Genomic DNA, 11,339 nt, shown 5'->3' with positions numbered 1-11,339 from the left:
CCATAAGCTGGGCCGATGGCGCGATACTTCGACGTACATCCCGACAACCCCCAGCCGCGCATCATCAGCGAAGTGGCGGACACCATCCGGTCCGGGGCGCTCGCCGCGTACCCGACGGACTCCTGCTACGCCCTGGGCTGCCGGCTGGGCAACCGCGACGGCATCGACCGCATCCGGTCGATCCGGAACCTCGACGACCGGCACCACTTCACCCTGGTCTGCCAGAACTTCGCGCAGCTGGGGCAGTTCGTGCAGGTCGACAACGCCGTCTTCCGGACCGTCAAGGCGGCCACGCCGGGGAGCTACACCTTCATCCTGCCGGCGACGAAGGAGGTGCCGCGGCAGCTGCTGCACCCCAAGAAGAAGACCGTCGGCGTCCGCATCCCCGACCATGTCGTGACGCAGGCGCTGCTCGCCGAGCTGGGCGAGCCGCTGGTCTCCAGCACCCTGCTGCTCCCCGACGAGCCCGAGCCGATGACGCAGGGCTGGGAGATCAAGGACCGTCTCGACCACGTGGTGGACGCCGTGGTCGACTCGGGCGACTGCGGCACCGAGCCCACCACGGTCGTCGACTTCTCGTCCGGCGAGATCGAGATCCTCCGCCGCGGGGCCGGCGACCCCTCGCGGTTCGAGTAGCCGCGGGCCGCGGTCCTGCGGGGGGTGCTCGGCGTCAGTCGCCCCAGACGCGCTGCGCGTAGGCGGTGAAGTTGCCGCCCATGACCTTGGCGATCCGCTCCGGGGACCAGCCGCGCCGCTCCAGCAGGGCGATGAGCTTGCGGAACTGGTCGACGCCCCGCAGGTCCACCACGAACGGGTAGGTGTCGGCGCGCTCGCCGGCCGCGCCGACTCCCGCGCGGCGGCGTTCCGCCACGTGTGCGGCCAGCGTGTCCCGGTAGGCGTCCAGGTCGTCGACGGCGGTGACCGGGCCGTCGGTGCCGATGCCGACCGCGTCCTCGCCGCACACGTCCACCGCGTGGACGAGGTGGTCCACCACGTCGTCCGCGGTGGGGTGGCCGGAGGCGGTCAGGAACGGCATGAAGTAGATGCCGACGAAGCCGCCGCGGTCGGCGACCAGCCGCAGCTCCTCGTCGGTCTTGTTGCGCGGCAGGTCGCACAGCGCCCGGCAGCCGGTGTGGTTGATCGAGACCGGCGCCGTGGCGATCCGCGCCGCTTCCAGGCAGGTGTTCTCGCCGCTGTGGGAGAGGTCCACCATCAGCCGGTGCTCGCCGAGGCGTTCGACGAGTGCACGTCCGAAGGCGGTGAGGCCGCGGTTGCCCGGCGCCATGGAGCCGTCGCCGACGTGGTTGGCCTGGTTGTACGTGAGCTGCACGACCCGGACGCCGAGGCGGGCGAACTCCCCCACCCGGTCCAGGTCCCGGCCGACGGCCACGGAGTTCTGGAACCCGTAGATCACCCCGATCCGGCCTTCCGCGCGGGCGCGCGGGATGTCCCCCGCGGTGCTGACCTTGAGCAGGTCCGCGGGGTGCTCGCGCAGGACCCGGTCCCAGGTCTCGATCTCGGCGAGGGTGTGCGGGTAGGGCTCCATGTCGCCGAGGGTGTAGCCGAGGGTGATGTTCACCGCCGTCAGCCCCGAGGCGTGCGCCTCGGCGAGGGTGCGTTCGTCGACGCGGATGTCGCTGCTGCTCTGCAGCAGCGAACCGGCTGTCTCCGGCGCGGCGTTGGGGTTGTGCAGCTCGCCGAGGGCGTTGACGATCACGGGGGTGTTCATGCGGACTCCCCGGCCTTCGCGGCCCGCGCCCCGGCGCGGTTGCGGCCTTCGAAGGCCGAACGGTGGTGCGGGTGCCCGCGCTTGACGACCGTGCGGATGCTGCGCAGCGCCGCGGCCAGGTCGGCCGTCGGGTCGGCGTCCAGCACCACCAGGTCGGCGAGCCTGCCCTCCGCCACGGTGCCGCGCTCGTCCTCGGCGCCCATGCTGCGCGCACCGACCAGGGTGGCACTCCTGATGACCTGCAAGGGCGTCATGGCGCAGCGTTCGTGCAGGAAGACCAGCTCGTCGTGGAGCGGCGGCCAGGCCTGGGTGAGGTCCGGGTCGCTGTCGGTGCCGGTGCAGATCTCCACCCCGGCCCGGTGGGCCTGCGCGGTCAGCGCGGCGCTGACGGTGTCGTTGGCGAGGGCGCGGCTGCGCGCGTCCTCGTCGTCCCCGCTGCCGGCGGCGATCCGGCGCCACATGGAGGCGGTGGCGTCCAGGATCGTGCCGCGTTCGCGCATCGTGGCGAACAGCGCCTCGATCTGCGGGTCGTCGCCGCCGGCGAACCGTTCCTCGTCGACCGGCGGCTTGGTCTTGTAACGGACCAGCGGGCCGCTGCCGGCGGTCTCGTGCACCAGCAGGCTCGCGTGCGAGACGCTGTCGGCCCCCGCGGCCACCACCTCGCCCGGCCTGGCGGGAAAGACGGCGGCGTGCGCCCAGACCAGCAGCCCCTGCCGGTGCGCCTCCGCGGTGATCGCGGCGACGAGCCCTGCGGGCAGGTCCGCGTAGATCTTGACGGCGACGGCGGAGGTGCCGCGGGCCATGGCGACGGCGAGCGGGAGGTCGGTGCCCTCGTCGACGGCCTGCATCCACGGGTTGCGGCCCGGCACCGCGCCCTGCGAGACCTGCCAGGTGCGCGGGTCGTCGAAGAAGCTCGGGCCTGCCATCAGCGCCGCGTAGTACAGGTCGGGGGCGGCGATCTCGCCGACCCGCGAGGCGCGTGCCAGGTCGCCGACCTGGCGCAGGTCGTCGGCCATGTCGCGGGCGGTGGTGACCCCGCCGAACAGGTCGCGGCGCAGCACGGCCTCGGCGACCGGGCGGTTGGGCGGGGTCGCCAGGTGCTGGTGGGAGTCGATCAGGCCCGGGATGACGAACGCGCCCGCAAGGTCCACCAGCTCGGCGCCGTCGTACCCGGCCGGGTCGACCTCGGCGTCGGCGGCGACCCGGACGATCCGCTCGCCGTCGACCACGACGGTGGTGCCGGGGCGGGCCGGGGCGCCGGTGCCGTCGATGACGGTCGCGCCGCGGTAGAGCACCACGGCGCCCGCCTGCGCCGCGGCGAACGGCGTGGGGGCGCCGGCCGGCTCGTCACTCATGGGTTCTCCCTCCCGGGTCCCGCTGTTACATTGCTTGCAACAGATAGTCCGCAGTACGGAACAGTGCTCACCCTACCTGCCCCTCGCGGCGGCCGGCAGGGCCGCAGCGAACGGCGCCGGGGCAGGTCCGCGCGCAGACGACGAGAGGACCGCCCCATGCCCGCGTCCGGCAGCTCCGCGGTGGACAAGGCCCTGGACCTCGTGGAGACGGTCATCCGCTCCGACCGGCCGCTGCGGCTCAGCGAGATCGCCGACGCGCTCGGCCTGCAGCGGCCCACCGCGCACCGGGTGCTGGCCGACCTGGTCCGCCGCGGCTGGATCATGCGCATCGGCGACCGCTACCTGCCGGGGGCCGCCGTGCTGCAGCTCTCCCGCACCGCCGCCGCCCACTCCCTGGTCGGTATCGCGCGGCCCGTGCTGGAGCGCCTGTCCGCGGCCACCTCGATGATGGTCAACCTCCAGGTCCCCGAGACCGACCGGTCCCGGGTGGTCGACGTGGTCCGCCCCGAGCGGCTGGAGATGATCAGCGACCTGCGCGACGAGCTCCTGCCGGTGCACCGGTTCGCGGGGCCGCTCACCCTGGTCGCGGCCATGGACGAGCAGGCCCGTGCGCCCTACCTGGCGGCCGCGGCCGCCGCCGGGCACCCGCTGGACGGCCGCGACGGCCTGCGCGCCGAGCTGGACCGCACGGCCAGGACCGGCTGGGGCGTGCAGATCGGCCGCACCCAGCCGATGGTGGCCTCCGTCAGCCGCGCCGTCCACGCCCAGGACGGCGGCCCTGTCTGCGCGCTGACCCTGGTCGGCCCGACCCCGGAGTTCGAGGAGCGGCACCTGCCCCGGCTGCGGACCGGACTACTCGCGGCGACAGAGGAGTTGGCCGCCGCACTGGGCACCCCGGGAGGCGGGCGATGACCCCGGCCGCACCGCACCGCCCCGGGAGTCCCGCGTCCCCGCCGGCCGTCCTCGACCGGGACGCCACCGCCGCCGCGCTCGACCCGCGGCGGCTGCTCGAAGCCGTCGCGACCGCCCTGGTCGCCGTCGCGGCGGCGACGGTCAGCGCACCGCCCCGTATCGCCGCGTCGGGACCGCACGGCCTGCTCGGGACGATGCCCGCCTACGTCCCCGGTCTCGGGCTGGCCGCCAAGCTGGTCAGCGTCTTCGACGACCCGGCCCGGCCCGGCCGCACGGCCCACCGGGGCGTCGTCGCCCTCTTCGACGAGACGGACGGCCGCCCGCTGGCCCTGGTCGATGCCGAGCCGCTCACCGCCCTGCGTACTGCCGCGGCCGCGACCGCCGCACTGCTGGCACTGGCCCGTCCTGACACCGCCCGGATCGCGGTGATCGGCACCGGCGCGCAGGCCGACGCCCAACTCACCCTGCTCTCAACCGTGTTGGATGCCCCCGAGGGCTCCCCCGCGGCCCGCCGCCGCCCCTGGCCGGCCGCTGCCGCTCCGTCGGTCACCGTCGCCGGCCGGGACCCGGACCGCACCCGCGCGCTTGCCGAGCGCCACGGCGTCGCGGCCTCGGCGTCCATCGAGGCGGCCGTCCGCGAGGCGGATGCCGTCCTGTGCTGCACCGCCGCGATCGAGCCGGTGCTCACTCGCGCCTGGCTGCGCCCCGGAGCGCACGTCAGCTCGGTCGGCGGCTCCGGGGGCCTGGAGGTCGACGCGGCCACGGTCCGCGACGCCACCCTGTTCACCGAGTGGGAGGGCGCCGTGACCTCCCCTCCCCCGGCGGGCGCCCACGAGTTGCAGGGCCTCGCCCCGTCCCGTGCCACCCTCCTCGGCGCGGTCCTCGCCGGCACGCACCCGGGCCGCCACGACCCCCACGAGCTGACCCTCTTCAAGTCCACCGGCCACGCGGCCCTCGACGTGGCGGCAGCCCGCGTGATCCACGACGCCCACCCCCGACGCCCCGACCCCGCGGCCTGATCAGCCCTCAGGGGCGGGTGAGGATCTCCATCGCGTGGCCGGCCGGGTCGCGGAAGTACAGTCCGCGGCCGCCGTTGTAGTGGTTCATCTCGCCGGCGCGGTGCATGTACGGGTCGGCGTAGTACGTGATCGCGGCCTGCTGGATGCGCGTGAACGCCGCGTCGAACTCGTCGTCGGAGACCAGGAAGGCGTAGTGCTGCGCGGTGATCGACTCGGCCGGGAAACTGGCGTAGTCCAGGGTGACGCCGTTGCCGGTGGCGACGGGGACGAAGGGACCCCACTCCGTTCCGACCTCGAGGCCCAGGATGCCGGCGAGGAACTCGGCGGATTCGCGGTTGTTCCGGGCGTGGACGATGGTGTGGTTCAACTCGACTGCCATATGCGGAATTCCTCCGTGAGGCGCCTTGCGGACACCTCCGTGCCTCACCCGGCCGGTGACCGACACGAGATGCCGCTCATACGACCTTAATACGGCACGCTTCCCACCGTCGAGCGGACCGGGTCCGGGGCCGGGGGCCACGGGGGGCGGACGCCGCCGAGGGGCCGCTGCTAGTCTTTCCAGCTGAGTTGAGGGCGTGCCCCGCTGCCGCTCAGGGCAGCCACCACGGGGTGGGCCGAGGCGACCTCAACGACGTCACACGTACCGGGAAGTTCCACGACGGTACGACCCAGCGGAACGGACCGAAGAGGAACCCGCGTGACTTCCACCACCTCCAACACCTCGGCTGCGGGCACCGAAGGACACTTAGCCCACCGCCCAGGAATCATCCTGGCCATCATCGTCTCCTGCCAGATGATGTTCGTCGTCGACACCACCGCGATGACCGTCGCACTCCCGCAGATCCAGTCCGATCTGGGCTTCTCCGCCACCGGGCTGTCCTGGGTGCTGAACGCCTACGTGCTCGCCTACGGCGGCCTGCTGCTGCTCGGCGGGCGCACCGGGGACATCTTCGGGCGCCGCAGCACCTTCATGGCAGGCGTCCTGCTCTTCACCGTCTGCTCGCTGCTCGGCGGATTCGCGGTGGACGACTGGCAGTTGCTCGCGGCCCGTGCGGCCCAGGGCGTCGGGGCCGCCTTCGCCGCACCGGGTGCGATGTCGCTGCTCGTCACCAATTTCGAGGAGGGCAACGCCCGCAACAAGGCACTGGCCGTCTACTCGACCCTCGCCGGACTCGGCATGGCCCTCGGCATGATTCTCAGCGGAATCCTCACCGAATGGGCCTCGTGGCGCTGGGTGCTCTTCGTCAACGTGCCGATCGGCGTCGCCGCCGTGGTCCTCACGCCGAAATACATCGCCGCTCCCGAGAAGCGTCCCGCGCGGGTGGACATCGTCGGCGCGTTCACCGCCACGGCCGGGCTGACGGCACTCGTGTACGGGCTGATCCGCGGCGAGTCGGAGGGATGGACCGACGCCGTCGCCGTCGGGTCCCTCGCGGGTGCGGCGATCCTGCTCGGGGTGTTCCTCGTCACCCAATTCCGGGTCCCGAATCCCATCATGCCGATGCGGCTGTTCGCCGACCGCGCACGCAGCGCCGGATACGCGGCGATGCTCCTCGTGCTCGCCTGCAACTTCAGTGTCTTCTATTTCGTCCCGCAGTTTCTGCAGGAGGTGCTCGGGTTCACCGCACTGAGGGCCGGCATCGGATTCCTGCCGATGGGCGTGGCCATGTTCGCCATGTCGCGCACCACGCCCAGGCTGCTGCCCAGGTTCGGGCCGCGGCGGCTCATCATCAGCGGGATCGTCCTGATCCTCGCGGGCGTCGGCTGGCTCGCCCAGCTGGGCGCCGACGCCTCGTACGCCAGCGGCCCGCTGTTCCCGCTGCTGCTGGTCGGCGTCGGCATCGGCACCTTCCTGATGCCGCTGACCGCACTGATCCTGGGCGGTGTCGAGCCGCGCGACTCCGGCATCGCGGCGGGCATCCTGCAGACGATGCAGCAGGTCGGCGGCGCCCTCGGCCTGGCCGTGCTCGTCACCGTCTACGACGCCGGCGCCGGCGGCGCCCCCGCGAGCCGCTCGGCGACGGCCGACGGCATCTCCGACGCGCTCCTCGTCGGCACCGGTTTCATCGTGGTGGCGCTGATCCTCGTCACGGCCGTGATCAAGGCGAAACCCCGGGGGTAAAGCGGGGCCAAACGCGCGAAACCAGGGGGGGAACGGCCCGGCAGCAGGCTACTGCCGGGCCGTTCCCGCGTCCGCCGCGGACCGGCTGCGGACCCGCTGCGGACGATCCCGCCATCTGGCCGAAAACCGCTCAACCTTCCGACCATGCCCAAGGAGGGACGCCAACCACCTCACGATCACGTTAAGCCGGCATTCCCAGTGGATAAAAAACAGCCCCGCATGGTTTATCGATCTAGCTTTCCGGATATGATTACCGACCACACCCGGAAGAAGGTAAACGGAATATCCATGCCTCATTTTGCCGAACAATGAGGCCTTGTTTTTGGCCAAATGAATCCGGGTGCGTTGACCATACGCACATCGCCGTCAGATGATTCCGAATGAATCCGCGACGGAAGTAAAGGATTTATCGGTCATGTCGAATATTTTCCAGGAAATATCGCCCGAATTATCCGCCACACCCGTGCGTGAAGTCTTCTATCCCGAGCTGCCCCGACTGCTCCCCTACGCCTATCACCCCAAGGCCGCACAAATCGAGATTGCGTCCAACGGCTGGATCCGCAAACATCTCACCGCCTGCTTCGCCGGCGAGGAGGAGCTGCTCTTCTTCCTCCGCCAGCGCAACGGCATCTACGGTCCGCTGACCGTGCCGGAGGCCGAAGCCCAGCGCGCGCTCGACATCGCCGACTGGTACCAGTACGTCACCGTCATCGACAGCTCCGTGTCCGACCGGTCCGCACTGGGGGCCGACGAGGGGGCGGCACGGCGGGTCTTCGCCGACATCGTCGCCGACTTCACCGTGGAGGACGGCACCGGGGAGCCCGCAGGCGCCGACACCCCGGAAGTCGTCGTCCGCAGCACTGCGGAGGTTGCGTACGGCACGGCGGCGAAGGACCTCTGGCGGCGCATCAGCCCCGGCCTGTCGCCCGCCCAGAAGCGCCGCTTCGGGGCGAGCCTGGCGGCGTTCCTGCGCGGGTGCGCCAGCGAGATCGAGGCCAAACTGACCGGCAACGTACCGGACTACGAGACGTGTATCCAGGTACGGCTCGACAGCTTCGGCTGCGACTTCATCGAACTGATGACCGAGTACGGCGCCGCCGTCGACATGAGCGAGTTCCTCCCCGAGCTGGCCGACGTCCACGTCCACTGCCGGCGGCAGATGATCATCATCAACGACCTGCTGTCGTGGCGTAAGGAACAGGCGCAGGACGACAAGATGACGGTCGTCCGGGTGCTCACCGAGCGCGAGGGCCTCGGCCTCCAGGACGCGGTGAACCGGCTGTGCGAGCTGGTCGAGCAGCACGAGAGGACGTACATCGAGCTGCGCGACGGCCTGCTCGCCGGGCCGCTGGGCGAGCGCGCCGAGGTGGTCGCCTACCTGCGCGCGCTGGACCACATGATGGGCGGCAGCCAGGAGTTCGAGTACCTGACGCCCCGCTACTACGGCGACGGGTCGGTGTGGGACGGGTCCACCTCCGGCTGGCTCGACCTGGACGCGCCGATCGTACGGTTCCGGGCCGAGCCCGCCGCCCTGACGCCGGAAGCCACCGGGCAGGCCGGCCCGCCCGCCGCGCTCCGCTGCCCCGTGGACCACGGCCGGGCGCCCGGCTCCGCCGACTCCGCCGCCGCCGCTCCGGCTACGGCTCCGGCTCCGGCTCCGGCTCCAGCCACGCCGCACAGCAACGGCAACGGCCACAGGTCCGCCGCTCCCCGCACATGGCGGGTGGCCACCGCCCAGGGCGCCGTCCCCGTCCTGGGTCACGCCCTGCACCTGTGGCGCAGGCCGCTGGAGTTCCTCGCCGGGCTGCCGGGGCAGGGCGACCTGGTGGAGATCCGGCTCGGCCCGAAGAAGGCGTACCTCGCCTGCCACCCCGACCTCGTCATGCAGGTGCTGCTGGACGCGCGCACCTTCGACAAGGGCGGCCCCCTCTTCGAGAAGGCCCGGCTGCTCGTCGGCAACGGCCTGGTCAGCTCCGAGTTCGACGACCACCGCACCCAGCGCAGGATGCTGCAGCCCGCGTTCCACCCCTCGCGGATGCCCGGCTACGTCTCGCTGATGCGCGAGGAGGTCGAGGCTGTGCTCGCCGACTGGCGCGAGGGCGAGGCCTTCGACGTGAGCGACGCGATGCACGCCCTGACCCTGCGCATCACCGCCCGCACCATGTTCTCCACCAGCGTCGGGGAGCGGGCGATCCCCGAAGTGGCGTACTGCATGCCGCTGATCATGCGCGGCGTCTACCAGCGGATGGTCGCACCGACCGGCTGGCAGGAGCGGATACCGACGCCCGGCAACCGCAGGTTCGACGCGCTGCGGGAGCGGATGCACGCGGTGATCGGCGAGACCATCGAGGACCAGCGCAGGGCCGGCGCCGACCGGGGTGACCTGCTGTCCATCCTGGTCAACGCCCGCGACGAGGACACCGGCGAGGGGCTGTCCGACGCGGAGATCTACGACCAGGTCATGACGCTGCTGATCGGCGGCACCGAGACCACGGGCAACACCATGGCATGGGTCTTCCACGTGCTCGCGGAGCACCCGGAGATCGAGCGGCGGCTGCACGCCGAGCTCGACGAGGTGCTGCCCGACGGCCGCGCCCCGGAGTTCGCCGACCTGCCGCGCCTGGACTACACCTGGCGGGTCCTGCACGAGACGCTGCGAATGTACCCGCCGGCCTGGCTGCTCACCCGCGCCACGACGAAGCGGACCGAGCTGGGCGGCAAGGTGCTCGAACCCGGCACCATCGTGATGTACAGCCCGTACTCGCTCGGCCGGCAGGCCGGGCACTTCGAGGACCCCGAGCGGTTCGACCCGGACCGCTGGCTGCCCGACCGGTCCGCCGGGGTGCCGCGCGGCGCGATGGTGCCGTTCAGTGCGGGCAACCGCAAGTGCATCGGAGACACCTTCGGGCAGGCCGAGACCACGCTGACGCTGGCGACCATCGCCACCCGCTGGCGGCTGCGTCCCGCGCCGGGTGCCAAGCCCAACGTGGCCGTGCCCAAGGCCTCGCTGGGGACCGGGCCGCTGGACATGATCCCCACACCGCGCAGCCGGGCCGTCCGCCCGGACAGCCTGACGCCGTCCCAGGTCAGTTGAGAAGGCGGCGTACACGATGACGAATCGGATGCGGCTCGGGCAGCCGACGGCGCCGAGCGCGCAGGAGTTACTCGAGCGCTGCCGCCGGATGGTACAGCCGGCACTGCGCGACACGGTCGACCGGCTGCCCCCCGGTGTACGGCACATGGCCGCCTTCGCCTTCGGCTGGAGCGATGCCGACGGCGTCGTCCGCAGCGAGGGCATGGGCAAGGGGCTCCGGCCCGCGCTGACCATGCTGTCGGCGGAGGCCGTCGGCGGGTCCGCCGAGGACGCTGTGGCGGGTGCGGTCGCGGTGGAGCTGGTGCACGCGTTCTCCCTCATCCACGACGACATCATGGACGGCGACGAGCGGCGGCGGCACCAGGAGACCCTGTGGAAGGCCTTCGGCGTCGGCCCCGCGATGCTCGCGGGCGACGCGCTGCTCTCGCTCGCCTTCGCCACGGTCAGCGGGACCGCCGCGGCGGAGGCGGCCGAGATGCTGTCGACGGCGCTGATCGAGCTCGTCGACGGGCAGGCGGACGACATCGCCTTCGAGGACCGCCCCTGGACCGGGGCGGACGCGGTGACCGTCGACGACTACACGAGGATGGCGGCGAACAAGACGGGCTCGCTGCTCGCCTGCTCCGCCGGCCTCGGCGCCCTGTTCGGCGGCGGGAGCCCGACGGCCACCGCCGCGTTCGCCACCGCCGGCAGCCGGCTGGGCGGGGGCTTCCAGGCGATCGACGACCTGCTGGGCATCTGGGGTGATCCGGCGGTGACCGGGAAGCCGGTCTTCAACGACCTGCGCCGGCGCAAGAAGACGCTGCCGGTGGTGTTCGCCCTGGGCGTCGACGACGCTGCGCACGCGCCTGCCCTGGTCCGGCTGCTCGACGCGGAGCCGGACGCCTCCGACGCGGATCTGACGGTGCGCCGGGCGGCGGACCTGATCGAGCAGGTCGGTGGCCGGTCCTTCACCGAGGACCAGGCGGAGGGGCAGCTGAGCCAGGCCCTGGAGGTCGTCGACGACGTCGCGGTGAACCGCCGCGCTGCCGCCGAACTCACCGCGCTGGCGCGGTTCATCGCCGACCGCTCGCACTGAACGGCCCGCAACGACCGCCTTGGACAACCC

The 11,339-nt window shown here is 72.2% G+C and carries 9 protein-coding genes; 6 read left to right on the top strand and 3 right to left on the bottom strand.

From position 1 onward, the window contains the following. The first annotated feature begins 15 nt into the window (after positions 1–15). Complete coding sequence (locus NFU81_RS38085; RefSeq protein WP_251501057.1) at positions 16–636, top strand: L-threonylcarbamoyladenylate synthase; 621 nt, start codon at positions 16–18, stop codon at positions 634–636. A 34-nt stretch (positions 637–670) separates the two neighbouring features. Here NFU81_RS38085 and NFU81_RS38080 read toward each other — a convergent pair whose 3' ends face one another. Continuing rightward, positions 671–1,729 (bottom strand): dipeptidase, encoded by a 1,059-nt coding sequence (locus tag NFU81_RS38080; protein ID WP_251501056.1) that lies wholly within the window; start codon positions 1,727–1,729, stop codon positions 671–673. Further along, on the bottom strand, positions 1,726–3,084 hold the full coding sequence (locus NFU81_RS38075) for an amidohydrolase family protein (RefSeq protein ID WP_251501036.1): 1,359 nt from the start codon (positions 3,082–3,084) through the stop codon (positions 1,726–1,728). Before NFU81_RS38075 ends, NFU81_RS38080 begins: the two co-directional genes overlap by 4 nt. A gap of 156 nt (positions 3,085–3,240) precedes the next feature. Here NFU81_RS38075 and NFU81_RS38070 point away from each other — a divergent pair, with 156 nt between their 5' ends. Next, complete coding sequence (locus NFU81_RS38070) at positions 3,241–3,996, top strand: IclR family transcriptional regulator (protein ID WP_251501011.1); 756 nt, start codon at positions 3,241–3,243, stop codon at positions 3,994–3,996. Next, the gene (locus NFU81_RS38065; protein WP_251501009.1) at positions 3,993–5,015 is read left to right on the top strand and encodes an ornithine cyclodeaminase family protein; all 1,023 of its coding nucleotides are present in this window, start codon (positions 3,993–3,995) and stop codon (positions 5,013–5,015) included. Before NFU81_RS38070 ends, NFU81_RS38065 begins: the two co-directional genes overlap by 4 nt. A 7-nt stretch (positions 5,016–5,022) precedes the next feature. On the opposite strand, the gene NFU81_RS38060 is transcribed toward NFU81_RS38065, so the two are convergent. Next, complete coding sequence (locus NFU81_RS38060) at positions 5,023–5,394, bottom strand: VOC family protein (protein WP_251501006.1); 372 nt, start codon at positions 5,392–5,394, stop codon at positions 5,023–5,025. Between the two features lie 318 nt (positions 5,395–5,712). On the opposite strand from NFU81_RS38060, the gene NFU81_RS38055 reads away from it, so the two are divergent. The 3 genes from NFU81_RS38055 to NFU81_RS38045 all read left to right on the top strand — a co-directional run bounded on the left by NFU81_RS38055 (position 5,713) and on the right by NFU81_RS38045 (position 11,309). Beyond that, positions 5,713–7,137 carry an MFS transporter gene (locus NFU81_RS38055; RefSeq protein WP_251501003.1) on the top strand — a complete coding sequence of 475 codons (1,425 nt, stop codon included), beginning with the start codon at positions 5,713–5,715 and terminating at the stop codon, positions 7,135–7,137. Between the two features lie 463 nt (positions 7,138–7,600). Continuing rightward, complete coding sequence (locus tag NFU81_RS38050) at positions 7,601–10,231, top strand: cytochrome P450 (RefSeq protein WP_251501000.1); 2,631 nt, start codon at positions 7,601–7,603, stop codon at positions 10,229–10,231. Between the two features lie 16 nt (positions 10,232–10,247). Beyond that, positions 10,248–11,309 carry a polyprenyl synthetase family protein gene (locus tag NFU81_RS38045; protein WP_251500985.1) on the top strand — a complete coding sequence of 354 codons (1,062 nt, stop codon included), beginning with the start codon at positions 10,248–10,250 and terminating at the stop codon, positions 11,307–11,309. The last annotated feature ends 30 nt before the right edge of the window (positions 11,310–11,339 follow it).

It is taken from the genome of Actinacidiphila cocklensis (assembly GCF_907177275.1).
GTDB lineage: Bacteria > Actinomycetota > Actinomycetes > Streptomycetales > Streptomycetaceae > Actinacidiphila > Actinacidiphila cocklensis.
Note: the sequence above shows the minus strand (reverse complement) of the source record. Positions and strands in the feature narration are given on the sequence as shown.

Bases quoted from the DNA above. Each gene is read 5' to 3' on its own strand.
- NFU81_RS38085 (WP_251501057.1), top strand. From the start codon at position 16: ATGGCGCGATACTTCGACGTACATCCCGACAACCCCCAGCCGCGCATC.
- NFU81_RS38080 (WP_251501056.1), bottom strand. From the start codon at position 1,729: ATGAACACCCCCGTGATCGTCAACGCCCTCGGCGAGCTGCACAACCCC.
- NFU81_RS38075 (WP_251501036.1), bottom strand. From the start codon at position 3,084: ATGAGTGACGAGCCGGCCGGCGCCCCCACGCCGTTCGCCGCGGCGCAG.
- NFU81_RS38070 (WP_251501011.1), top strand. From the start codon at position 3,241: ATGCCCGCGTCCGGCAGCTCCGCGGTGGACAAGGCCCTGGACCTCGTG.
- NFU81_RS38065 (WP_251501009.1), top strand. From the start codon at position 3,993: ATGACCCCGGCCGCACCGCACCGCCCCGGGAGTCCCGCGTCCCCGCCG.
- NFU81_RS38060 (WP_251501006.1), bottom strand. From the start codon at position 5,394: ATGGCAGTCGAGTTGAACCACACCATCGTCCACGCCCGGAACAACCGC.
- NFU81_RS38045 (WP_251500985.1), top strand. From the start codon at position 10,248: ATGACGAATCGGATGCGGCTCGGGCAGCCGACGGCGCCGAGCGCGCAG.